This window comes from Cohnella hashimotonis, from assembly GCF_030014955.1.
Lineage (GTDB): Bacteria > Bacillota > Bacilli > Paenibacillales > Paenibacillaceae > Cohnella > Cohnella hashimotonis.
The window spans coordinates 7,907,876-7,932,213 of the sequence record NZ_JAGRPV010000001.1 but is presented as its reverse complement, the minus strand read 5'-3'; the positions used below and the strand labels follow the sequence as shown (position 1 = coordinate 7,932,213).

23 protein-coding genes are annotated in these 24,338 nt (G+C 60.3%); 5 read left to right on the top strand and 18 right to left on the bottom strand.

Features of this window, described 5'->3' with window-relative positions; all coding sequences use genetic code 11:
* Window positions 1–98 precede the first annotated feature (98 nt).
* The 13 genes from KB449_RS31690 to KB449_RS31630 form a co-directional block, all read right to left on the bottom strand.
* Entirely contained in the window at window positions 99–1,217 is a 1,119-nt protein-coding gene (locus KB449_RS31690) for a Ger(x)C family spore germination protein (RefSeq protein WP_282912157.1), read from the bottom strand.
* Window positions 1,214–2,317, bottom strand: coding sequence for a GerAB/ArcD/ProY family transporter (locus tag KB449_RS31685; RefSeq protein WP_282912156.1), 1,104 nt, complete (start codon window positions 2,315–2,317; stop codon window positions 1,214–1,216). The genes KB449_RS31690 and KB449_RS31685 overlap by 4 nt, the downstream gene beginning before the upstream one ends.
* Window positions 2,317–3,858, bottom strand: a complete 1,542-nt coding sequence (locus tag KB449_RS31680) for a spore germination protein (RefSeq protein WP_282912155.1) — start codon at window positions 3,856–3,858, stop codon at window positions 2,317–2,319. The genes KB449_RS31685 and KB449_RS31680 overlap by 1 nt, the downstream gene beginning before the upstream one ends.
* 392 nt (window positions 3,859–4,250) lie before the next feature.
* A complete protein-coding gene (locus tag KB449_RS31675; RefSeq protein WP_282912154.1) occupies window positions 4,251–4,823 on the bottom strand; it encodes a GyrI-like domain-containing protein in 573 nt (190 codons plus the stop codon).
* Between the two features lie 471 nt (window positions 4,824–5,294).
* Entirely contained in the window at window positions 5,295–6,272 is a 978-nt protein-coding gene (locus tag KB449_RS31670) for an iron-hydroxamate ABC transporter substrate-binding protein (RefSeq protein ID WP_282912153.1), read from the bottom strand.
* A gap of 128 nt (window positions 6,273–6,400) precedes the next feature.
* Entirely contained in the window at window positions 6,401–7,954 is a 1,554-nt protein-coding gene (locus KB449_RS31665) for a helix-turn-helix domain-containing protein (RefSeq protein ID WP_282912152.1), read from the bottom strand.
* A 228-nt stretch (window positions 7,955–8,182) separates the two neighbouring features.
* A complete protein-coding gene (locus tag KB449_RS31660; protein ID WP_282912151.1) occupies window positions 8,183–9,433 on the bottom strand; it encodes a stalk domain-containing protein in 1,251 nt (416 codons plus the stop codon).
* 278 nt (window positions 9,434–9,711) lie between these two features.
* Entirely contained in the window at window positions 9,712–10,641 is a 930-nt protein-coding gene (locus KB449_RS31655; RefSeq protein WP_282912150.1) for a carbon-nitrogen hydrolase family protein, read from the bottom strand.
* Window positions 10,642–10,669: 28 nt separating this feature from the next.
* Window positions 10,670–11,743, bottom strand: a complete 1,074-nt coding sequence (locus KB449_RS31650; protein WP_282912149.1) for an ABC transporter ATP-binding protein — start codon at window positions 11,741–11,743, stop codon at window positions 10,670–10,672.
* Window positions 11,744–11,755: 12 nt separating this feature from the next.
* Window positions 11,756–12,658 carry an ABC transporter permease gene (locus tag KB449_RS31645; protein ID WP_282912148.1) on the bottom strand — a complete coding sequence of 301 codons (903 nt, stop codon included), beginning with the start codon at window positions 12,656–12,658 and terminating at the stop codon, window positions 11,756–11,758.
* A gap of 97 nt (window positions 12,659–12,755) precedes the next feature.
* Entirely contained in the window at window positions 12,756–13,700 is a 945-nt protein-coding gene (locus tag KB449_RS31640; protein WP_282912147.1) for an ABC transporter permease, read from the bottom strand.
* A gap of 50 nt (window positions 13,701–13,750) precedes the next feature.
* Entirely contained in the window at window positions 13,751–15,409 is a 1,659-nt protein-coding gene (locus tag KB449_RS31635) for an ABC transporter substrate-binding protein (protein WP_282912146.1), read from the bottom strand.
* A gap of 129 nt (window positions 15,410–15,538) precedes the next feature.
* The gene (locus KB449_RS31630; RefSeq protein ID WP_282912145.1) at window positions 15,539–16,516 is read right to left on the bottom strand and encodes an ABC transporter ATP-binding protein; all 978 of its coding nucleotides are present in this window, start codon (window positions 16,514–16,516) and stop codon (window positions 15,539–15,541) included.
* Window positions 16,517–16,803: 287 nt separating this feature from the next.
* Between KB449_RS31630 and KB449_RS31625 the strand changes: the two genes are divergently transcribed.
* Both KB449_RS31625 and KB449_RS31620 read left to right on the top strand, forming a co-directional pair.
* A complete protein-coding gene (locus tag KB449_RS31625; RefSeq protein WP_282912144.1) occupies window positions 16,804–18,192 on the top strand; it encodes an amidase in 1,389 nt (462 codons plus the stop codon).
* Between the two features lie 52 nt (window positions 18,193–18,244).
* Window positions 18,245–18,442, top strand: a complete 198-nt coding sequence (locus KB449_RS31620) for a hypothetical protein (RefSeq protein ID WP_282912143.1) — start codon at window positions 18,245–18,247, stop codon at window positions 18,440–18,442.
* Between the two features lie 17 nt (window positions 18,443–18,459).
* Here KB449_RS31620 and KB449_RS31615 read toward each other — a convergent pair whose 3' ends face one another.
* Entirely contained in the window at window positions 18,460–19,428 is a 969-nt protein-coding gene (locus KB449_RS31615) for a LysR family transcriptional regulator (RefSeq protein ID WP_282912142.1), read from the bottom strand.
* A gap of 7 nt (window positions 19,429–19,435) precedes the next feature.
* On the bottom strand, window positions 19,436–20,428 hold the full coding sequence (locus KB449_RS31610; RefSeq protein WP_282912141.1) for a LysR family transcriptional regulator: 993 nt from the start codon (window positions 20,426–20,428) through the stop codon (window positions 19,436–19,438).
* Window positions 20,429–20,553: 125 nt separating this feature from the next.
* On the opposite strand from KB449_RS31610, the gene KB449_RS31605 reads away from it, so the two are divergent.
* Window positions 20,554–21,180: a cysteine hydrolase family protein gene (locus KB449_RS31605; protein ID WP_282912140.1), complete on the top strand. Its 627-nt coding sequence runs from the start codon at window positions 20,554–20,556 to the stop codon at window positions 21,178–21,180.
* Between the two features lie 415 nt (window positions 21,181–21,595).
* Here the strand turns inward: KB449_RS31605 and KB449_RS31600 are convergent, their stop codons facing one another.
* Window positions 21,596–21,805 carry a YwbE family protein gene (locus KB449_RS31600; protein WP_282912139.1) on the bottom strand — a complete coding sequence of 70 codons (210 nt, stop codon included), beginning with the start codon at window positions 21,803–21,805 and terminating at the stop codon, window positions 21,596–21,598.
* A 166-nt stretch (window positions 21,806–21,971) separates the two neighbouring features.
* Between KB449_RS31600 and KB449_RS31595 the strand changes: the two genes are divergently transcribed.
* A complete protein-coding gene (locus KB449_RS31595; RefSeq protein WP_282912138.1) occupies window positions 21,972–22,304 on the top strand; it encodes a DUF5658 family protein in 333 nt (110 codons plus the stop codon).
* An 83-nt stretch (window positions 22,305–22,387) separates the two neighbouring features.
* Window positions 22,388–22,762, top strand: a complete 375-nt coding sequence (locus KB449_RS31590) for a winged helix-turn-helix transcriptional regulator (RefSeq protein ID WP_282912137.1) — start codon at window positions 22,388–22,390, stop codon at window positions 22,760–22,762.
* A gap of 56 nt (window positions 22,763–22,818) precedes the next feature.
* Here the strand turns inward: KB449_RS31590 and KB449_RS31585 are convergent, their stop codons facing one another.
* Window positions 22,819–23,889, bottom strand: coding sequence for an SDR family oxidoreductase (locus KB449_RS31585; RefSeq protein WP_434082536.1), 1,071 nt, complete (start codon window positions 23,887–23,889; stop codon window positions 22,819–22,821).
* Between the two features lie 124 nt (window positions 23,890–24,013).
* Window positions 24,014–24,316 (bottom strand): hypothetical protein, encoded by a 303-nt coding sequence (locus KB449_RS31580; RefSeq protein ID WP_282912135.1) that lies wholly within the window; start codon window positions 24,314–24,316, stop codon window positions 24,014–24,016.
* Window positions 24,317–24,338 lie beyond the last annotated feature (22 nt).

The following is a 24,338-nucleotide window of genomic DNA, read 5'->3' as shown; positions in this document are numbered from 1 at the left end:
AGGTTCGTTCACAAAACAGCCGATTACAATAGATAAAGCCGCTCTCTCCGACAAAAGTCGGGAAGCGGCTTTCCCCTTTTTATATGCTGATTGCAGCCTTATTTAACGGAGCCTTCGTCTGCGAAGGCGACGCTGACGCGGACCTGCACGTCCGACTGACTGAAGGCCTCGCCCCAGTTCTCCTTGACCTGCTTGAATGGCTTGTATTGATAGGCCCTGGCGTAGATGCCGAAACCTACGGGGTCAACCTTCTTGCGCTGCAGCTTGGCGATCAGCGCCTCGAACTTGTCGCGCAGCTCCTCTGCGCAGGCTGTCTCGGCCTCCCGTTGATGGTCGTCGAGATCCAGCGAGGACAGCTTCTCCACAACGCTCGCCGAAAAGTGAACGTGCACGGAGAACCTGAACCGGCCACCCGCATACATGGATTTAATCTTTACCTTGACCCGCTCCGTCGCGAGGCTGACCCAATCCGTTTCTCCCGCCGATCCCGTCAGACTGGACGGAAGGCGCAGGACGAAGCCGACGGACTGGCCCGCATTTTTTTGCAAGATCCGCAGCAGCACTGTCTCCGGCATACTGAGCATGTCGACATACCGGCCCTTGTGATCGAGCAGCGACGTCCCGTCGATCATGGCGTCCTGCTTGATCGACATCTCAGTCAGAAAGGACGTCTGACCCTCCTCGTTCATCTGTCTGTGCAGCTCCTGCAGCGTCGTCGCGACCGACTCCGATCTATCGGAAGCCGACCTGATCATGCCCATCAGCATGAGGGGAAGTATCGGCTGATTCGGCGAATGGTAGTAGAACAGCTGATCGAGCGTACCGTCGAACACGACCACCCTCGGCGTGATCGGATTTCTTCCGTCCCTGAAATAAATGTCCATGTAACGGAACCAGTCGGGGGTCTCCTGCACGAAGCGTTTCGACAAGACGATGACCTTGATCTTCCTGCCGTTGAAGGAGCCGACCGTAAAAGCATCCAGTTTGCCACGTCCCTGTCGCTGCGTATTCGCGACGACTTTGAGCTCCTGACTCTTTTTCTCGGCCTTGCTGAACACCGGGATCGACGTGTAGCTCATCGTTCGATGGTCCTCCGTGATGTCGACGCCCGCGACGAGCGACAGCGAAGCGTCCTCCAAGTCGACGCGGTCATAGCAGCCCGTCAGCGGGCCGAGCGACAGCAGAGATAAGCCCAGCGTGCGCACGATCCGTTTCAAGGCAGCCTCCGCCGTTTGCGAATCGCGTCGTATAGCAGCAGATAGCCCAGGAGCAGCACGGGAGCCGCATATTCAATAGCCATGCCAAATTTTGCGAGCCATTCCCCCATCTCATACGTGACGTTGAAGCTTGGAACGTAAAAGTAGGAGAACACGGCCGTTCCGGCCAACAGGATTCTCAAAAAAAAACGGTGATCCGCCCGCCCTGCCATCCAGCTCATGCAAAAAGAGGAGAGCAGGTAGATCGGAATCCAGGACATGGAGAAAATAAACAGATAGAGCACGATAAACAAGCCCTCCACCTGTTCGAGAAAAGGGAGCTCGACGGCTTTCAGCATATAAATCGACAGCTGATTGATCTTTGGAAGCTCGCCCGGACTGAAAAAAGCGAAGCTTAGCAGCGTGATGTACAGGTAGGCAAACAGCGTGATCAGCTGCGAGCACCAAACGCCGAGCACCGCCTTTTCTTTGTTTTTGAGAAAAGGGTAGAGAAAGGCGGTCGCGCCGAAGCCAAGAAAGTAGAAAAACGTGTCCGGCACGGCGGTCAGAACCGGCCGCCATCCTTCGGGCAGCACAGGCAGTAAATAGAGCCAATGCGTATGCCCCCACACGACCATAAAGACGAGCGGGATCCACAGCGACAGCCCCATCGACACCTCCGCATAACGCCCGACAATGCGTATGCCGCCCCTCGCCACCACATAAGCGGGGATAAGGAGCATGATCAGCGTCATATAGGCCGGCGTTTCCTGCAAGATGCGGGCTTTGATGACGCGCGTCGAATAGACGATACCAATGTATGCGAAGTAGAGAAAGTACGCGGACAAGACGATCGCCGCCGCCCGGCCGACCCACTTGCCCGCATACTTGGCGAGCAAGTCGAGGATCGTCCCGTCGGGCATCTTCTTCATGACCTGCACGATGACCAGATTCGCTGCCGTCGTCGTCAACGAACCGAGAATCAAGGTGATCCACCCGCTGTTCCCCGCACCTTTGTAGAGAACCTGGGGAATTTCGATAAACCCGAAGCTGATAGCAATCCCGCTTATAATAAAAATAAACTGCATCGTCGTTATCTCGTTGAACGCGTACTTCTTCATCATCCGTCTCCTTTCGGACGATTGTCTCCCTGCCTGCGGGTCTGGACCGGATGCGCGCCGAGCGGCCTGCGCGTCAGCTTCCAGAGCGGGCTGCGCACGACGGTATCCCGCCAGTCGGAAAATCGCATCGGCGCGAACGGCGTGCTGAAAGGCGTGCCGAGCGTCTCGAGGGAAATCATGTGGCCGACGAGAATCATCAAGCCGACCAGCAGCCCGAATATGCCGAACATGGAGGCGGCCGCCATGAGCGAAAAGCGGATGATCCGGACGGCGGCCACCATATCCAGGTTAGGCAAAATGAACGAAGAGATGGCGGTGAACGCGACGACGACGACCATGATATTGCTGATGAGACCGGCCTGTACAACCGCCTGCCCGATCACGATACCCCCGACGATGCCGACAGTCTGTCCGATCGGCGACGGCAGCCTGACGCCGGCCTCGCGAATCATCTCGAGCGTCAGCTCCATGAAGGCCGCCTCGATAAACGGGGCGAACGGTACGGTGCCCCGGTACGTGCCGATCGTGATCAGGAGCTTGATCGGGACGAGCTCGAAGTTGAACGACGTGACCGCGATGTAGAAGGCGGGCAGGGAAATCGATATAAAAAACGCAAGGAAGCGGAGCATGCGGATAAAGGTCGCGATGGACCAGCGCGTGCTGTAATCGTCGATATTTTGAAAGAACGTGACAAAAGAAGACGGCCCGATCAGCACGGTCGGGGAACGGTCCACAAGCACGACGAATCGCCCTTGGGCGATCTGCGAGACAGCCGCATCTGGACGCTCGGTAATCATCAGCTGGGGAAAAGGCGAGTACGGATTGTCCTCGATCAGCTCGGCCAGCTCGCCCGTGTTGATGATGAGATCGACATCGAGCCGCCCGATCCGGTCCTCGAGTTCACGCAAAATGTCCGGATTGGCGATGTCCTCGAGGTAAGCGATCGATACTTGCGTATTTCCCCTGCGTCCGACTGTAAAGTTTTTAAATTTCAACTCCCGGTTCGGCAGATAGCGGCGGATCATCGCGATATTCTGTTCGATCGTCTCGACGAAGCCCATCTGCGCGCCCCGCAGCGAGGTCTCCATCTTGGGGTCCGTCGGATCCCGCTGAGGCCAGCCGCCCGTGCGCATGACGATCGCCTCGTCCGAGCCCTCGACCAGGAGCACGCTGCTTCCCTTCAATACGGCGACGGTCAGATCGTTCCAGCCGTATATTCGAACCATGCGCCCGATCTCGATCGGCATTTCTCCGCTCGTTCCCGTCTGCATCAAAAGCGGCCTTATAATACTGGTATTGATATCGATCTTGTCGGTCAAGCCATCGATAAAGAGCAATGCGGCATCCTGGCCGGTTGCCCGGATATGAAGCCGACGCACGGTCAGATCCAGCGTATCGGGGAAAAGACCGCTCAGCTTGTCCAGATTCGAACGCAGATCGGTCGCAAACGGCTCGTCCGGCAGCGCTTGGCTTCCGGGACTTCCGCTTCTCCGCCTTTCGTTCCGCTTGTGTTTGCCGCCGAACAGGGACAGCAGCCCCATCGCGCTCACCTCCGCCGAAAATCGTTCCGCCGCCGCGCACCGGTCCGCGGTCTTCTAACAGGATAGGATATCCAGAAACAAGGAAAGTAGTCGGGGGCGCAGGCGCAGGCTGAGCGCCAGAAAACCGGCGGGCAGCGAAAAAACGCCGGACGCGCAAGACGCGCGCTCCGGCGGGAACAGACGTGCGGAAGCGGATGACAGGTAGTGGAAAAGCGGTTAGCGGATTTGGCAAGTGACGGATTTGGCACGTAGCGGATTTGGCAAGCGACGGATTCGCAGTTAACGGATTAAAGGAGAGATTAGCGGATTCGCAGTTAACGGTTTAGAGGTTAGGCGGATTCGCAGGTGGCCATATAGCAGTGGTGACTTAGATCGCTAGCTATTCGCCGCCATCAAGATATCGGGATGAGAATTGTAAATTCGGGATTCGGATCGTGCGTGTCCTGGTTCATCGGATAAAGCTCGATATGCGTGAATTCCCCGCCGGCTGCCTGGTAACCTTGTTTCTCGATCCAGGCGTAGACATGGCTGTAGGACAGGCCGATTGACTGCCCCTTCTTGTGTTCGAACTTGGCGCAGGTGAGCGCAGGCACTCGGATGCGAACCATGTCGCCCGGTACCGCGGCTTCTTCCGGCACCTCCACAGCGGCATAGTGCAAAAAGCCCTCCTTGAGCACATGGGACGAAAGACCAAGCAGCGTATCGGGCTGCGTCAGCTTCGGAATCTCGCTCAGCCGACTTTTCAGCTCTTCCTGCAGATCCCGGATCTCGCCGGCTTTCGCCCCTGCGAACGTCCCTTCCCACTTCAGCCCGACGGCCTCGAAGGCTGGAAGCTCATAGAGAACGACATCTCCCGAGGACACCTCCGTGTCAGCTGCGCGACCGGGTTCCTCCAGATTCAGATTCAAATTCATCTGCTCGTGCTGCGACATGACACTCAGCTCCCTTGCGTGTATGATCAGCATGCGCGCCCCCTCTCCCGGCCTGAAGCGCCGGATCAGCTGCGAAGAAGCGCGGCAGCTATCGTTCTCCTAACCCTTGCATGTAATCCCTTACCTGCAAATCGCGGGTTTGAACCCGGACCGGTTGCGGCCTTCCTGTGCGAAGGGGATACCGTTCAAACGGGCCCCGGCGCTGCTTCCTGTGCGAAGGGGATACCGTTCAAACGAGCCCCGGCACTGCTTCCTGTGCGAAGGGGATACCGTTCAAACGAGCCCCAGCGCTGCTTCCTGTGCGAAGGGGATACCGTTCAAACGAGCCCCAGCGCTGCTTCCTGTGAGAAGGGGATACCGTTCAAACGAGCCAGAGGCGCTCGCAGCCCTCCGCAGCCAGCTCCACTCTACCTCCCGTTCCAGCCGAACCGAACCGGCCAAGTCGACATAAAAAACGCAACCGCTCAAACGGTTGCGCCTTTTATCCATCTGCCAGCCATCCAATCAACCGAGAAAATGCTCTTTAAAAAATGCCAGCTGGTACTCCATGCTGAGCGGATCGTTGAAGTAGAACGTCTTGGCGTCCGCTTCGAACACATGTTGATTTTGCACGGCCTTCGTGTTTTTGTATGTCTCGGTATTTTGGAATGAGCTGTCCTCATCGGCATTTTTACTGAAGATCACATAGTCGCCGAAGTAGTCGTTCAGCACTTCCGTGGACAGCGCGAGGAAGCCGTCGGCTTTGGTCGCTTCCTGGACCTTCTCCGGCATCTTAAGCCCGAACTGGTTGTAGAGCAGCTCGGTTCCGCGTCCAAAGTTGTAGCCGTAGACATAGAGCTGCTTGTTGAACGTTTCGATGACCGATACCGTTGCGTCCGCGCCGATCTTCGCCTTAATTTCTTCGCCGGTCTGCTTGGTGCGGGCGTCGAAGTCGTCCGCCCAGACTTGAGCTTCTTTTTCCTTGTTCAGAAGCTTGCCGATCTCGACTTGCTGCTTGAAGAAATCGAGTTTACCGTAGGTGTAAATGACCGTAGGCGCGATTTGCTTGAGCTTATCGATATTCTTGTTGTCGGCTTCGCCAATGATCAGGTCCGGATTGAGTTCGATGATCTGCTCGACGTTCTCGTCGCTGATCGTCTCGGCACCGGACAGCTTGTCCTTGAAATTCGGATTTTCCTTGGACATCTCGTCTACGCCCACAAGCGGCACGCCCAGCGCCATCACGTTGCCGGTCAAAAAGCGGGTGAGCACGACGACACGCTGCGGATTCGTCGGCACTTCGACGGGGCCGCTCTCGGATTGATATGTAAAGGTGCCGGTGTCCGAAGCCGTAGAAGCCGACGGTGATGCAGCGTCCGAGGGCGAGGCTGCAGGCGCGGAAGCGGACGGGCTTCCGGATGCATGATTGTTTTTGGAGCTGTCGCCGCATGCGCTTAGAAACAGCACGAGGATGAGGACGAACGGAACCGCAAGCTTTTGCATGTAAGACTCTCTCCCTTTTTCTATGTATGAGTGACTTTGATTATGAAAATCATTCTCATCACCATAGCCTCATTATAAGGAGCGTCCTCATGCCGAGCCATGCCTTTTTGTTGGGAAATCGGCTTGTACTATTGCTCGTCTGAAAGCAATGCGAGCGCACGCCGAAGCTGCAGTCGAATGGACACCGGGTTGTACGGAATCCATTCGCTATGGTCGAGCGCATGTACGCGGCCTGCTTGGACCGCGGCGAGCTCTTGCCAGTCGGCCGACCGGAATACCGCTTCGGAATGCGCGGTAGAGCCCCGCACATCGGGAAATACGATCACGAGAATGCGATCGCCCGCATAGTCGGCAAGCTCCGATGTCCGAATCGGAACGGAGTGGAATTGATCGCCAAGCTTGCCGATCTCTCGTGCGATCTTGGCAGGGGGCCGCAGTCCGAGCGATTGATAAATGACGTATCCCGCGTTGCGTGCTCCGTATACGAACAAATGCTCAGGCTTGATGACCAAGATCGTGATAACCTCATCCGCCGACGCGCTTTGACTTACGATTGCGCGGGCGGCCTGCTCTTCCTTTTCAAAATCAGCCAGCCATCGCTCCGCCCGGTCGCTCTGCTGAACGAAGCGGGCGATCAGCCGCAAATGCGCCTGCCAGCCGAACTCCATCCACGGAATCTCCGCGATCGGCGCTACGACCCGAAGATGATCCGGCGACAGTCCGCACTGATGCAGATGCAGACTCGCCGCAATGACCAACTCCACACGATTGGCCAGCAACGCCGCTTTGACCTCCTCGGCGGACGAGGCTGCGTCGACGATCGTCATTGTTATTCGTTCCAACGGATCGGTCTTGCTGAGGTATTCGCCGCTGTCCGAGACGAGGACAGCCGGATCCAATCCGAGCGTCTGCAAATGCACTGCATACGGCGTGAGCCAGACGGCTACGCGCCCGAACGATTCGCGTCCGTAATCCGAAGGCGGCTCGCCCGTCTGCTGCTTGAAGCGGCGGCTTAGGTAGAATTCGTCCTTGTAGCCCACCTTCTGCGCGATCTCTCTGAGCGTGCCCGTGCCTCCGAGCAGCAGCTCCTTGGCTCGATGTACGCGCAGGCGCGACAAATAATCGCTGAGCGAGAATCCGGTTCGCTGCTTGAACAACATCGAGTAGTGCGAGGCACTGACGCCGGCGATCTCAGCGAGCAGCTCGCGCGTTATTTTATCGCTATAATGCGTCTCCATATAGGCAACGCTGCGCGCCATGGAGGGCTGCACGCCCGCCGCATGTGCGGCCTCTTGACGCTCCAGCAGCCGGAGGATGATCTGGTGAAGCAGAATCTGGTTGCGTATATGCCGGATCTCGCTCCCCGGCGAGCGGTGGACGTAGAGCTCTTCCGCCTGTGCCGCGATGTCCGGCTCGTACGGAAAATACTGAATCGCTGTCCCCGAAACGGCTTCGCTGTTCCTCACCGCCGCGCCCGTGCGCGCCGCCCCCACCGGCTCGCGGGTACCGATCGCCAGCTTGTACGCATGGAGCGGAAATGCGGGATCGGCGACAAGCTCGGCCGCCGCGTTCGCGGGCAGCAGAACGACGCTACCCGCCGCAAGCTCGTAGCTGCCGCCGTCCGTCCGTAGAACGCCGCCGCCGCCGGCGATTGCGATCAGCACGGGCAGGCGTTCGTACATTTTGTATGCCTCTATGCTCGAGGTACTGTACAACGAATGTATAGTGTCGACTGTATATAAAAGAAAGCGGGATTCCTCCCACTCCGAGCCAACGACGTGATCCACGGCCGGTCCTCCGTTACGCGTGCGATTGACGTTTATAGCTCTATTATAGTCTACCGAAGATCGAGCTAGCGATTTTAGGCATAAAAAAGCACCGCATGGGGACATGCGATGCTTTTCCCGAACTCAACTCGCTTCTACGAAAAAATCGGCCCACTGCATGGAGACGAGCCCGCTCCCCGGAAACGGGATTTTAGCGGGGCTCAGGATCGCGATCCAGTAGGAGCCGGCTTCCTTGAGCGTGATCGACCCGCTGAACGCGCCGTTCTTGATCGCGATTTCCTGTTTGCCTACCGTTTCGTATACCTGATGAGCAAATCCCGTACCTTGCGGCGCATACTTCTGGATGACGACCGTCACCTTGTCGAAGCCCAGGCTATGCGGATCTTTTACCTTGCCGGCTACGGCGACCTGTGCCCCCGCCTTCGTCTCCACAAAGCCCGACATCGGTGCCTCAACTGTCAGGTAGCTCTGCGCCTCCTCCGTGAGGTTCACCGGCACGGTGCTAGGATCGTCGACATGCCGGACGACCTTAAACTCCGCGCCGCTGGAACCGGCTGGAGCCGCATGCAGTAGGTTAATGCCCGGGTGCAGCTTCGCGGTAAAGCGAATGCGGTTGTAAAGATTGCCGTCGATCTCGATATCCTTGGCAAGGACCTGACTGCCGTCCGAGCCGCCCGACCAGGACCCCGCTCCGGTCGATGCCAACAGCTGCGGCGCGTACAGCTCCTTGCGGTAGAGTACGGTGAACGTCGTTTCCGCTTCGTTCGTATCCCAGGAGCCGCGCATGATCTGCGCTTGCTTCTCGCTCCATTTCCATACAACCTGACCGTCCGCCGTCGCCGCCGACAGCCCGAGCCAGGACAGTGCCTTGACCGGCACATAGGCGACGCCGTTCGCAAGAAACGGCTTGGGCGTCGTATAGTAGTCCGGCGGCAGCACGTTCCCTTCGCTGTCGTAGACATGGTCCGAGCCGATGCGGAAGTTCAGCTCCGTCAGGCCCGGGTTGATCTTGGCGTTCGCCGTCACTTGCACCTGCTTCTTCTTCGGATCCCAGGAGATCGCCGTGACCGCACCGGATTGACTTAGCGTGCGCAGCGCCACGTAGACGCGGCCATCCTTCAAGATCGGCCTGGCTGCCTGAATTGCCTTTCCGTCAATCGTCGCGCCCGCGCCATCCAGCCGAATCTTCATCTCGTGCCGGACCAGATCGAGCCTCGCGACGTCCGGCGCCGGATCAACGATTAAGACCGGCGTAGATTCGCTCGCGGCCTGCGTATTTGCAGTTGCTGCCGCTGCCGGCGATATCGCGCTGGCCGCGAATGCAGCAAATGCCGCCGTTAACGCCAGCCAACTTCTTTTTGCGAAAATGGCCATGATTGCTCCTCCTCGGACGTTGGTTTCCTTTTCCTTCTCGTATTTTCCAACCTCTACGGCTCCTTAGACGTTTTAACCAACAACTCCGGCGCTTGACGCCCGCTCTCGACTATAAGGACGCAATGCGCTGATTAAAGTTGCAAGTAAGCTTGCGAGGATCGGGAAAGAGGCGGGACACCATGGATAAAATGCGGAGCACGATTCCATAGCGCCCCCCGCTCAGCAAAAAGAGCGCCGCGGGGCATGTATCCCCGCGAGCGCTCCCTATTTTGCCTAACTCACCCTGCCGCCACGATCTCCGGCACCTTCTTGACACCCCACTTCTCGCTGTCCTCCAGCCGTTTCAGCAGATCCGCGTATATATCCGGCCGCCAGTCGGGCACGCCCGTGATCGGGTTGTCGTTGTACAGCGTCAGCAGCTTGCGCGCTTTGTCCGAGATCGACAGGTCGATCGTGGCCAGCAGCAGCGCTTCTTCATCCTCGATCGGCTCCGCGTAGTACGTCGAGCCGATGCCGGCCACCTTCGGTCCCGTCACCAAGCTGCCGCCGGGAAACAGCATGTCTTTGTCCGGCCCCGCCAGGTTGGAGCTGACCAGGAACTGCCCGTTCTCGATCGCGCGCGCCTTGAGCAGCGTGTAGTAGAAGTCCTGCCAGCCGTCGATGTTGTGCACGGCCGTCGGGTTCAGATACAGGCGAGAGCCCAGCGCCGCGTAGTAGCGGAACAGCTCGGGGAAGCTGTACGTGTCGTAGCAGATGCCGACGCCGACCGGCCCCCACGGCGTATCGAACATCAGCGGCTCGCTGCCTTTCTTGGCCCAGAGCGACTCCTTGCCGGCGGGATGAATCTTGCGGTAGCAGCCGACGATGCCTTCCGGACCGACAACGAGCGCGGAGTTGTAAAGGATGGACGACTTAGCGTCGCGCTCCGGCAGACCGACAACCGCATAGACGCCGTAAAGCTTGGCGATCTCGGCGAGCGATTCGGACGACGGGCCTGGCACGGTCTCGGCGTCCCGCTGCTGCATCGCGATGCCGTCGTTGTCCACGTTGTAGCCGGTCAGCGCCATCTCGGGGAACAGAATGATTTTCGCCCCGCGCTCGGCGGCCGCCTTCATGTATTCCTTGATGCGGGCCAGGTTGCCCGCCTTGTTGCCCCACTCCGCATTGAAGTTGATCGTCGCTACTGTCACGATGTTTTCGTATGCCATTTTCCCATCTCTCCTCTTATTTTTAATGTTAAACGGTTGGTGCCAATGCAGCAGCCGCCGTATCCCCTTCAAGCAGGAAACACGCCGCCGTGTGCCCCGGCGCCAGCTCCCGCAGCGCGGGCGTCTCCTCGGCGCAGCGCGCCATCGCATGCGGGCACCGCGTGCGGAAGCGACAGCCCGACGGCGGATTAAGCGGGCTCGGCAGATCGCCCTTGAGCGCCGCCTCGGCCTGGCCGTCCGCCGTCGCCCGCTCCGCGATGTCCACCGACGGCGCGGAGGCGAGCAGCGCCTTCGTGTACGGATGCGCGGCGGCGCCGAAGATGCGCGCAGTCGGCCCCTTTTCCACCACCCGGCCCAGGTACATGACCATCACTTCGTCGCTCATATACTCCACCACGTGCAGGTCGTGGGAGATGAAGATCAGCGACAGCGACAGCTCGCGCTTCAGGTCCTGGAACAGGTTGAGCACTTGCGCCTGCACGGATTTGTCGAGCGCGGACACGGCCTCGTCGGCGATGACGATCTCGGGCTCGAGGATCAGCGCCCGGGCGATCGCGACCCGCTGCCGCTGGCCGCCGCTGAGGCTGCCGGGCAGCCGGTCCGCATGCGTGCGGGACAGTCCGACCGCGTCGAGATAATGATGCGCGCGCTCTCGCGCCTGCGCCTTGGTCGCGCCGTTCGCCAGCAGCGGGAACGCCACGTTGTCCAGCACGGACATTTGCGGATCGAGCGATGAGTACGGATTTTGGAACACCATCTGCATCTTGGTGCGGGCCTGCTTCATCGCCTTGCCTTTTAGCGAGAGCACGTTCGTGCCCTCGTAGTTGACCTCGCCGCGATCCGGCTCGATGAGCCGCATGAGCAGCCGCGCAAGCGTGGATTTGCCGCAGCCGGACTCGCCCACGATGCCGAGCGTCCCCTGCTTGGGCAGCGAGAACGAGACGCCGTCGACGGCGGATACGCCGCCCTTGCGCCGGCCCAGCATGTCGCGGATGGGAAATGTTTTGCCGATGCCGTTGACCTCCAGGATGTCGGCCCGGCCGAAGGCGCTCTGAAGCGTCGTCCGAAGCGCCGTAACGGCGTTCGCTTGTTGGATCGCCATGGCGGATGCCTCCTATCGTTTGAGTTCGAGCGCGTCGCTCAAGGCGTCGGACACCAGGTTCAGCGACAGCGAGGTCAGGAAGATGAACGCGCCGGGCACGATGGTGACGGCCGGATTGATGAAGATGAGCTGCTTGAGGTTGTTGAGCATGAAGCCCCATTCGGGCGTCGGCGGCGACACGCCGAGGCCGAGGAAGCTGAGGCCGGAGGCGACCATGAGACAGACGCCGATGAGCGAGGTGGCGAAGACGAATACTTTGGCGAAAATGTTGCGCAGGATATGCGCCCGGATAATCAGCAGCGCGCTCGCGCCGCTGGAGCGGGCCGCCTCGATGAACTCCTCCTTGCGCACCTCCTTCACCGCGCTCTCCGCGATGCGGGCGATCGGCGGGATGAAGACGACGGTCGCCGAGATGATGATGTTCGTGATGCCCGGCCCGAGCGCGGCCGAGATGCCGATCGCGAGCAGGATGGCGGGAAACGAAAACACGATGTCCAGCGCCCGCATGATGATCGTGTTGGTCCAGCCGCCGAAGTAGCCGGCGGCGATGCCCAGGCCGCCGCCAAGGATGCTGGCGAGCAGCACGGGCAGCACGCCGGACAAGAGGCTCAGGCGGCCGCCGTACAGGACGCGGGACAGGATGTCGCGGCCCTGTTCGTCCGTGCCGAGGATATGACCCGGCGCGCCGAGCTTCTGCAGGCGGTCGGTGACCTCGCCGGCGCTCGGGTCGTAGGGCGCGACCCAGGGCGCGAGCAGGCAGGCGAAGACGATGACGAGCAGGACGAACAGCGCGGCCAGCGCGATCTTGCGCCTCGCGAAGGCGGCGAAGACGACGGCGGCCCGGGAGGGCTCTCGGCTTGCCGCGGATGCTGCGAGGGCCTTGGGGTCCGCGGGCGCGGTGGCTTGAAGCGACATGGGCGCTCCTCCTTGGGAAGATGATGTGGGGGCTTCGGGTGGGGAATGGCTTCGGCGGCGAGGACGGCCTTCCTCCCGTTAAAGATGCGTTTCGGCGTTAAGCCTGCCGCACTCTGGGATCCATCGCCGCATGCACGGCGTCGACGATGAGGTTCAGCAGGACGAAGGCGACGGCGATGAACAGGACGCCGGCCTGCACGACGGGGAAGTCCCGCTGCCCGATCGCCTGATAGATGACCTGCCCGACGCCCGGCCAAGAGAACACCGTCTCCACGAGTACGGAGCTCGCGAGCAGCGCGCCGAACTGGAGGCCGGTCACGTTCAGGATCGTCGGCAGGCCGCCGCGCAGCACGTGGCGCAGGATGGTGAACGGCCGGACGCCCTTTGCCTTCAGCGCGAAGATGTAGTCCTGCTGAAGCACGCCCGATACGGTCGAACGGACCATGCGGGTCAGCACCCCGACGCTGGCAAGCGCCGTGGCGGCCGCAGGGAGGATCAGGTGGTTGATCGTATCCCCGAATCCGCCGCCGCCGACCTTGGACATGCCCGAAGAGGGCAGCCAGCCGAGCGTGACGGAGAAGACGCCGATCAGGATGAGCGCGGCCCAGAAGTTCGGCAAGCCGATGCTCGCGAGGCTCAGTCCGTTGAACAGCGAGGCGAGCATCGACTTCGGGCGGTACGCGCTGTAGACGCCGACGATGAGCGCGACGATAAAGGAAGCCAGCGCGGCGGCGGCCGTCAGCAGCAGCGTATTCTTGAAGGCGGGCAGCAGCATGTCGGTGACCGGCAGGCGGCGCGCGACCGAGTCGCCGAGGTCGCCCTGCACGACATTACCGAGCCAGTACACGTACTGGACGGCCATCGGCTTGTCGAGTCCGAGCTGCGCCCGTACGAGCGCGCGCTCCGACTCGGAGGCGTCGGGCGGCACGATCGCGTTGACCGGATCCCCCGGCACGATTTTCAGCATCAGGAACACGACGATCGATACGCCGAGCAGCGTCGGAATCATGAGCAGGATTCGTTTCCAGACGAATGAGGCCATAGATGCAGCTCCTTCCGTGAGCTTCCGTTAAGTTGTTGCCGTTGCCCGGCTTATTCGATCGAGATTGTCGTCAGGTCCGCGAACCAGGACTGCGGCTGCACGAAGCCCTTCACCTTGGGCGCCAGCGCGCGGAGATTGAGGTCGTGCACAACGTAGATCCAAGGCGCGTCGTCGGCTAAAATTTTGGACGCTTGCTTCAGGTATTCGTCCTGCTTCGTCTTGTCGAACTCGGCCATAGCCTTGTCGAGCAGCGCGTCGTAGTCGGGGTTCGAGTAGCCGCCGATGTTGATGCCGTTCGGGAAGATGGCCGATGTCGCGAAGAAGGTGGCGTAGAAGGACGGCGAGATCGTCGGCAGCGAGATGTTGTAGGCGCCCACTTCCTTGTCCTTCGGGAAGCCTTGGATGTAGGAGGTCAGCAGCGACTGCCATTCGATCGATTCGATCTTCACGTCGATACCGACGGCTTTGAGATTCTTCTGCACGTACTCGTTCATCTGGATCGGCCACATGTTGCCCGAACCGCTCGTCGGCACGATAAACGTCGTCTGGAAACCGTTCGGATAGCCCGCTTCGGCAAGCAGCTGCTTCGCTTTCTCAGGATCGTAGCTGTAAGGCTCGGCCGCGTCGTTGTACCAGGCGTGGCCTTCGTACATCGGCTGGGTCGCCGGCTTGGCCGCGCCGCCGAGCAGCGCCGTGCTCATGCCTTCGCGGTCGATCGCGTAGTTGGCGGCCTGGCGTACGCGGACGTCTTTCCAGGGACCGTCCTGCACGTTCAGTACATAAGGCCAGATATGCGGATAGGGGTTGGTCAGGATCTGATAGCCGGCCGACTTCAGCAGCTCGATCGACTCGGTCGGCGGCACCTCGGCCCAGTCCACTTCGCCGGACTGGATGGCCGCGAGACGCGCGGACGGGTCGCTGATCGGGCGCAGCACGATCTTGTCGAGCTTCGGCGCGCCGCCCCAGTAGCTTTCGTTTTTGGCGAGCACCATCTCCTGGCCCTGCTTCATGCTCACGAACTTGAACGGTCCGGTGCCGACCGGTTGGGGGGCGAAATTCTTCCCGCTGGTCTTGATCGCTTCCGGGCTGCCGATCAAGATGTTGGTCAGATCGTACGGGAGGAAGCTGTAGGGAACGGTCGTCTTGATCGTGATCGTATGATCGTCGACCTTGGCATACGAGGCGACGTAGCGCAAGCCGCTGGCGCTGTTGCCCGCGAGCTGGGCGTCGTAGAATTCGCTGTCCTTGTTATGAATCCTGTCGAGAGCGAAGATGACGGCGTCGGCATTAAAGGGCGTGCCGTCGGTGAAGGTGACGCCTTGACGCAGGTGAAACGTCCACATCGTGTTGTCGCTGTCCGACGTCTCCCACGATTCGGCGAGACCCGGCTTCAGCGCCGCAGGCGCGTCGCCCTTGGACAAATCCCAGTTGACCAGCGCGTCGTAGATTTGGAAGCCGACGAAGCGGAAGCCCTCGTAGCCTTCGGTCGGGTACGTGTCCGGCACCGGCAGATTCGCGGCGGACATCCCGATGATGAGCGTCTGCGCCTTGGCGGAGCCGCCGCTGCCGCTGGAGACGGCGCCTCCGGATCCAGCGTTGTCGTTGCCTCCGCAGGCGGCGAGCATGAGTAGTATAGCGGCGGTCATGGCGGCAAAAAGCGGCTTCCACAGCTTGCGGGTCAGGACGTTCGGCTTATGCATGGTTCTCATCGTACCCCTCCGGTTGGCGACGGTTCGCCTCTTTTTATCTGATTATTCTGTCTTTTTGGATTGGAAAATGAAATCGGAAATGAGACTGCAGCTTGCGATAGATGCCGACTGCCCTGCTCCAACCCGACGTTACTGCGCGATCGGCTGCGCGCCTTGCAGCAGGTGACAGGCGGCGCCGTGCGATTCGCCGTACGTCGTGAACGACGGCTGTGACGCCCGGCAGGCGTCCTGCGCGTGATGGCAGCGGTCGGCGAATGCGCAGCCTTCCGGCATCGCCGTGATGAGCGGCGGCTGGCCCGGAATGGCCGGCAGCTGGCCGCGCTGTCCCCGCTTCGGCGTCGCCTCGATCAACCCGACCGTATAGGGATGCGACGGCGCGGACAGAATCTGGCGCGCTCGGCCGTACTCGACGATCTTGCCCGCGTACATGACCGCGATGTCGTCCGCCATCTCCGCCGCGACGCCGATGTCATGCGTGACGAGCACGATCGACATGCCGAGATCGCGCTGCAAGTCCTTGAACAGCCGCAGAATCTGCGCCTGGATCGTCACGTCGAGCGCCGTCGTCGGCTCGTCGGCCAGCAGCAGGTCCGGGTCACAGGCGAGCGCCATCGCGATGACCGCCCGCTGCCGCATGCCGCCGCTCATCTCGTGCGGGAAGGCGCGCATCCGCTCCTCCGGCGCCGGAATGCCGACCTTGCCGAGCAGTTCTACCGTGCGCTTGCGCGCCTCCTCCTTGCTTACCTTGCGATGCGCCCGGATCGTCTCGATAATCTGGTCGCCGACCCGATAGAGCGGATCGAGCGCCGACAGCGCGTCCTGGAAGATCATCGAGATCTTGTTGCCCCGAACCTTCGCCATCTCCTTGTCGGTCAGCGGAAGCAGGTCCTCGCCTTCAAGCTTGATCGCCCCGCCGAGCTTCGCGCCCGTCGGCTTAAGATTTAGTATGGAGCGAAGCATGACGCTCTTGCCCGAGCCGGACTCGCCAAGCACGACCAAGGTCCGTCCCTTGCGCACCTGCAGCGACACCTCTCTTACGGCAGGCACCATCTTGCCTCCGATCTTGAACTCCGTCACCAGACGATCGATCTGCAGCAGTTCCGTCATGTTGTCAACCTCCTCGTTCGGATTGGGGAAGCCTTTGTGTCACCAATACTAACATAAGCCTTCGCGAAACAGGATATCGAAACATTCTATACCCTCCCCCACCGTCTTTTTGGGGATTTGTGTGTTATATTACCTGACAAATAAGACGGCGACGCTCTGAATGTTCGGTTTTACACGTAATGTGACGTATACGCGTTATACGCGAACCCGCTATACGCGAAAACGTTATATCGCGAACAGCGGACGCCGCCGTTTTATTATTTGATCCCACCAAGGAGGCTTCCGCATTGAAAACGATCAACCCGCCGCTGTCCTACGCCCCCATTCATGAGCTGGCGCAGCAGATCGAGAGCCGTCAGCTCTCGCCGGTAGAGCTTGCCGAAGCGTCGATCGAGCGCGCGGCCGGCTTGAATCCGAAGCTGAACGCCTTCGTCACGATGACCGCCGAGCTGGCGCTGGCACAGGCGCGTCAGGCGGAAGAAGAGATCATGCGCGGCGCATACCGCGGACCGCTGCACGGCATCCCGATCGTGCACAAGGATCTCTATTACACGAAGGGCATTCGAACGACCTGCAGCTCGAAGATTCTGGCCGACTTCGTCCCCGATCACGACGCGACGACGGTCGCCAAGCTCCATGCGGCCGGTTCCGTGCTGCTCGGCAAAGTGCAGACGCATGAATTCGCCTGCGGCGCGTCCACGAGCAGCCCACACTTCGGTCCTTGCCTGAATCCTTGGAATACGGATCACGTTCCGGGCGGCTCGAGCGGCGGCTCCGGCGCGGCTGTAGCCGCAGGCATCGCCTACATGGGCACCGGCTCCGATACCGGCGGCTCGATCCGCATCCCCGCCGCCTGCTGCGGCGTCGTCGGGATCAAGCCGACCTACGGCCGCGTCAGCAAGCACGGCGTTTTCCCGATGGTATGGTCGCTCGATCACGCCGGCCCGCTCACCCGCAGCGTGAAGGACGCCTCGATCTGCCTCGACATCATGTCGGGCTTTGATGCGAAGGACGAATCCACCGTCGATCTGCCAGCGCCTGGCATGCGCGACTACGGCGACAGCCTGAAGGGCGTGAAGCTCGGCATTCCGACCGAATTTTACTATGAAAATATAAGCGCCGATGTCGAAGCCGCCCTGCACGCCGCCATGGCCAAGTTCAGAGAGCTCGGCGCGGAGATCGTCGAAGTGAAGCTGCCGATGATCCATCGGGCGCAGGGCATCGCCATGGCGATCTGCCTGGGCGAGCTGTCCGCCATTCACGAGGAATGGATCGCGACGCGACCGCAGGACTACGGACCGGACGTCCGCCTCATGCTTGAGAGCGGCAAGGACCTGCCCGCCTCTGCCTACCTGCAGGCGCAGCGCGCCCGGCATCTCGTCGTGCAGGATTATCTGGACGCCTTGTCCGGCGTCGATGCGCTGCTCACGCCGACCACGCCGATCACGGCGCCGCGCGCGGGCGATTTCGAAGGCTCGCTGCAGCTTGCGCGGCTCACGATGCCGACCAATTTGACCGGCCTGCCGAGTCTGTCGATGCCTTGCGGCTTCTCGCCCGCGGGTCTGCCGGTCAATATGCAGCTGATCGGCCGTCCTTTCGAGGAAGCGACCGTACTCGGCATCGGCCATGTTTACGAGCAGAACACCGATTGGCACACCCGTCATCCGGCGCTGTGATTTTCACGAGACTTTTCAAACGACATTCAACCTAATATAAGGAGCGATTGACATGGGAGATCACGAGGATTCGAAAAACGGAGCGGTGCCAGCAGGCATGGAAGCGAGCGGCACGGAAATGACGGAGCAGTCGAAGCAAGCGTTCGCCCGTTTCGCTTCTGCGATCGACAGCATTAAAGGGCTGGATCTGACGGGCATCGAGCCGCTTCTTCCGCCGACGTACAGGGCATCGCGCTACCGGACATCCTGACCGACGATTGCCTTCGATCATGCCAGCCTGTAAGCCGGATCGATCTGCCGGACGTACGACTGCAAGGCGGACAGCATGATCGGCGCGAGCTGCGCGATCGGCAGCGGCGAAGACGAAGACGAAGGCCAGCTGAGCAAGATAGGCAGGCTGAGGTACGCCTCCGGCATAAGCAGCGCACGGAAGGGCAGCGGCGCGCCGAGGAGCTGGTAAATCGACGTAACCGGCATGAACGTATAGCCGAACCCGCTGACTACGATATCAATAGCCGCTTCGATATCCTGAACGATATGGAAGCGGTCGGGGCTATCCCCGAACAGCTTAAGGAACACCTGGCTCGTCACATGAGGGAACGACAGCAGCGGCGCGCTCTCGAACAGCACGAACCGCTCGTCCTTGAGCAGGTGCGCGTTGCTCATGTCCGGCAGAATATCCGGGTAGCCCGTCTTCGGATAGAGCAGCACGAGCCGATCGCTCGCGAGCCGGCGGGACGCCAGATTCGGCCGCGGTCCCGTCTCGTAATGAAGGCATAGGTCGAGACTGTCGCAATCCGTCAGGTTGAGCAGCAGGTCCGACGTCTTCGTGACGAACTTGCACTCGGTATCCGGATCGGCGGCTTGAATGCCTTGAACGATCGGTCCGACGAACGCGGGAAAAAAGAACGATTCCACTCCGACGCGCAGCCGGAGCGCGTTGGTGATGGCGTCGATCGGCCCCTCCGGCTCGCGCACCTCGCGTCTGCGCAGCAGGGTCGCGGCTTCCTCCAGCTCCTCGAACATGCCGATCGAGTACGTCAGGAAAAAGCGTCCGTGCTTGGTGAGCCGGATGCCGTCCCAGCTTCGCTCCAGCAGACTGACGCCGAGATCGCGCTCAAGCTTCTTGAGCCGGGCGCTCAGCGTCGGCTGCGTCACATGCAGTGCCTGCGCCGCGCGCGAGATGCTCTTCTCCCTGGCGACGGCGACGAACGAATGCAGACCTTCCATATCCATGGCCGCTTCAGTCCCCTTTCCGTCTGTAGCCGTATGCCTGCTTGCCTTGGAATGCCACGTCTATGGCGGCCTTTAGCCGCTCGGTAACCGCCTTGGCGATCCGCTCGATCGGATGATGCGAGGATGGGTTTTCCGCGTAGGTGATGAATACGGGCGAGATCAGGAACTCCGCTTCCATCTCGATCGCGTGAAAGGGCAGCGGCGCGTCCATCATATGAAGCAGGCTGGAGCGGGGCATGAACGTATAGCCGAATCCGCGGCGCAGCATGTCGGCCATCACGGTGAAGTCGTTCACGATGTGGAATCGCTCAGGCACCCGGCCGAGCAAGTAGTGAAATACCCGCTCCGTCACCTCGCTGTACTGGCGCAGCGGCGAATTGTCGAAGAGAATGAACGGCCGGTCCGCGAGCAGCTGCGCGTTCGAGAGGTCGGTCCGGATATCCGGGTACCCTTCCTTCGGATACAACAGCACCGCTTTGTCGTAGTGCACGAGCCGCGAGCAAGGATGCAAGTCGCCGACGTAATTAAAGTTTACGCAAAAATCCAGGCTCTCGCAGTCCACCATGCCCGTCAAAAGGTCGGACGTCTTGTTCGCGAATCGGCATTCCGCATCGGGAACGACGGTACGGATCCCTTCGATAACGGGAGGCAGGAAAGCCGGGTAGTAAAACGACTCGATGCCGATCCGCAGGCGCTTCTCGTTCGCGATCGCCTCGAGCGGACGCTCGAGGATGCCGCCGCCGCCGTCCTGACTCAGGATGGCCGCCGCCTCCTCGATCTGCTGGAACAGGTCGACGGAGTAGGACAGGAAGAACCGGCCCTCCTTGGTCAGGCGGATGCCGTCCCAGCCGCGATCGAGCAGCTTTACGCCGAGGCCCTCTTCCAGCTTGCGGAGGCGGGCGCTAAGCGTCGGTTGCGTCACGTGCAGCGCCTGCGCGGCCTTGGAAATGCTCTTGTCCCTGGCAACGGCGATAAAAGAGTGCAATCCATCCATGTCCATCCTGCCCGCCTCCCGGCCGTATCGTTTTATGTAATATTCTATAACATACTTTTGGCGGATAGTAGCCTCATTTCATACCAGAATGAATAAGCCGATCCAAACCTAACATATTGGAGGAATGTACGATGACTGCTCATCTTCAACCGCAAGACACCGCCCTTGTTATAATCGATATGCAAAACGACTTCTGCCACGAGGACGGTGCCTCCGCCAAGCGCGGACTGGCCGACATCGCCGCCTTCCAAGCCTGCGTGCCCAAGATCGACGGTCTGATTGCCCATGCGCGCGCCGCCGGCGTCCCCGTCGTATTCGTCTACATGACGCTGGATGACACGACCAAGTCCGAAGCTTGGACCAACAAACACGGAACCGAGATGTCCATCGTCGTTAAGGGCAGCTGGGGCGCCGACTACTACAAGCTGTATCCGCAGCCTGGAGACGCCGTCGTGGAGAAGCACCGCTACAGCGGCTTCATCGGCACGAATCTGGATCTCGTCCTGCGATCCATGGGCTGCAAATCGATCGTCCTCACCGGCGTGCTCACCAACGTGTGCGTGGAATCGACGGCGCGGGACGGCTTCATGCTCGATTACAACGTCACGCTCGTGTCCGACGCCTGCGCCGGCTCAAGCCCCGAGGCGCATGCCGGCACGCTCGCCAACATCGCGAGCGTCTTCGGCAACGTGCTGGATGCCGAGCAGGTCGGCGCGGTCTGGCGCGCAGCGGCGGCGCCGATCGAGGCGTCGGCCTGATCGAAGCTCCGCCTGATTGAAGCTCGGCTGATACGACGAAGGACCGGGCGGCATCAATCGCCGACGCGGTCCTTCGTTTTCTCCCGAGCTGCCAACGCATCTCCAGCACGTTTTAACGGTATCCCCTTCAATCAGGAATCAGCTTCCTGAGCGAAGGGGATATCCTTCAAATACGCGCGAAATCAGCCGCCCTGAGCGAAGGGGATATCCTTCAAACGCGCGAAATCAGCCGCCCTGAGCTAAGGGGAAGGGATACCCTTCAAACGCGCGAAATCAGCCGCCCTGAGCGAAGGGGATATCCTTCAAACGCGCGAAATCAGCCGCCCTGAGCGAAGGGGATACCCTTCAAACACGCGAAATCAGCCGCCCTGAACGGAGGGGATATCCTTCAAACGCGCGAAGCGGACCTCTGCCGTTACTCGCCTTCGCTCAGAATCGTCTGCACTCTGCCGACCTGGCCGTCCTGCAGCCTCACCTTAATGCCGTGCGGGTGCGTGGCCGAGTTCGTCAACAGATCCTTCACGATACCCCGAGTCAGCTTGCCCGTGCGCTGGTCCTGCTTCAGTACGATATCCACCGTCAGTCCGGGCTTAACGTCGCTGCGGTTCCGCCCGCTGCCTGCCATATACGCTCATTCCTTCCTGTACTTTGCGATTCCGCCGTTGCCTGTTCTTGCCTTGTCCCTGCGCTTCCATCATATCAAGGCTGAGCGTCCGGCGCATCTTCGCGGATATGAAGTAGCATACGAGCTGCCTAAATGATACAATATGTATCTAAGGGGGGCGCTCTGTATGATGCTGATAGCCCGCAGCAGCGTGCGGAACCGGTATCTGCTCTTGGTTCTGTCCGTATTCGATGCGCTGGCCACGGATTGCGGCATTCGGCTGCAGCTGATTCAGGAAGCGAATCCGATCGCAAAGGCGCTATACGAATCCAATGTCGTCCTTTTCTACGGCTACAAGACCCTCCTGCCGCTCCTCCTGCTGTTTCTGCTCCATCGTGATCGTGCGCCCGATCGGTCGATCGTTCGCCTCGGAACAACGTTCGCCACCGCTCTTTACGCCGCCGTTGCGATCTATCACGTCATCTGGATCGCGGTCGCTGCGGCAGCTCACTTACCTTGATTCATACTGCGATGCGCACCTTATGTTGCGACTGCGGCGTTCAAGCGATACGATACGTGTAGAGCCAGGGAGGCGATATCGCGGTGCAAGAGCAGCCCATAAGAGTTTATAACACCGCCGTCGAGGCGACCCTCGAAGTCATCGGCGGCAAGTGGAAGCCGGTCATCCTCTTCTACCTTACTTTCGGCAAGCGACGCAATGGCGAATTGATGCGGCTTATCCCTTCGATTACACAAAAGGTTTTATCGCAGCAGCTGTCCGAGCTGGCGGCAGACGGCGTTGTGTCGCGCATCGTCTACAACGAGATGCCGCCCAAGGTTGAATACGAGCTGACGCCTTACGGCCGGAGCTTGAGAGAATTACTTCACCTCATGTGCAAATGGGGCGACGCGCATATCGAACGGTCCTACGGGGAACGTGGACGCGTGTTGTTCGAGCCGCCGCAGGACGCCGATTGAACGAACAAAACCGGCTCTGCCGATAACGGCGGAGCCGGCTTTGTCTTGCGTCTCGATCAGGGGATGACCTTGCGCAGGCGCAGGTCCTCGAAGATCCCCATGAACATCTCTTCAGTATCGATGAATTCATGGAATCCGAAGCGGCGCGCCTTGGTGCCGTCGGCGAAGAAATCGTAATCCCACGAAAAGACGAAATCCCCGAACCGCCAGGAAGAAACCTCATCGTAGCTATTGGGCGCGAGGCCATATTTCTTGACCATCCCGTCCCACAGCGGCGCCTTGTCCGCCATTACGGTCTCAAGGGACATCTGAAGCGGAGGCGCGCTCTCGAGCCCGAAGTTTGCCGCAATTTTCGGCCATAACTCGCTCCAGCGAAACAGGTCGCCGTTCGCGATGTTAAAAGCCTGGTTCGCACAGCGCGGATCGGTCGCCGCCCATACCGTCGCCCTGGCGAGCAGACCGGCGTCGGTCATCTCCAGCAGGCTGTTGTACGCGCCCGGCTTGCCCGGAAAGCGAAGGGGTAGCCCCAGCTCCTTGGATATGGCGGCATAGATCGCGATGACCATCGCCAGGTTCATCGGGTTGCCGGTCGCATAGCCGGCCACGACGGATGGCCGCAGCGCGGACCACGTCCACGTAGAGCCAGGCTGCCGCCGCTCGAGAAACTGCTGCTGGTCGACGTTGAACTCCGGCGGCATGTGCCCGGCATCCGTCTCGCGGGCGGGCGTCTTGAATGGTCCAAGGTGCGCGCCGTAGACCTTGTAACCCTGCATCAGGCTGATATGCCGAAGACCCGGCGCGATCGGCTCGACGGCATCGACCGTATGGACGAGCATCGCCAGATTCGGCTGGACAAGCTCGGCCCAGGTCGGACGGTCCTGATAAGCCGCATAAAAAATATGCGTAATATCCTTAAGTCCGCCCAGCTTTTCGCGGGTATCCGCCTCGTCCAACAGATCCGCCGCCACGTATCGGATGCGATCGTTATTTTCACCTCCGCGCCTCGATACGCCGACGATGTCCCATTCGGGCAGCGTCGCCAGATAATCGATCAGATTTCGTCCGATAACGCCGTTCGCGCCGACCACCAGGGCCGTTTTGCGGGCGTGTTTATTCTTGTGATTCATGCTCATCTTCCTCCTCGCTCCGGTTGAACCCATTGTGCAGCAGAGGAGAAGAAGTGAACAGTACGCACCTTCAAGTCATCTAGTTACTCCAAAGTAATAATAGCATCGCGTCACGGTCTACACGCTACTCTGCCGCGCCTACGTCATGTTGTCCGATGATCAGCGTAATCGGTTCCAAATACGCGCGCAGCGCATTTTTCTCGCCCGTCGTATCCACTTCGATATCGACGACCTTGCTGCTGACCGTACGTTCTTCCCGGCGGTCGTATACGACTTCGAACTCTCTCAGGCCGAGCGGGTACGTGACGACCGACCAGCCGATCGCAAGCGATCCGGGCACATCCACCGCATGGGAGAAATCGACGCGCGTCAACAATTCCTCATTCATATCTACGATCGTCACCTGCTGCAAAATTTCCGTCTTCATCCTGTTTATCCCCTTTTGCGAA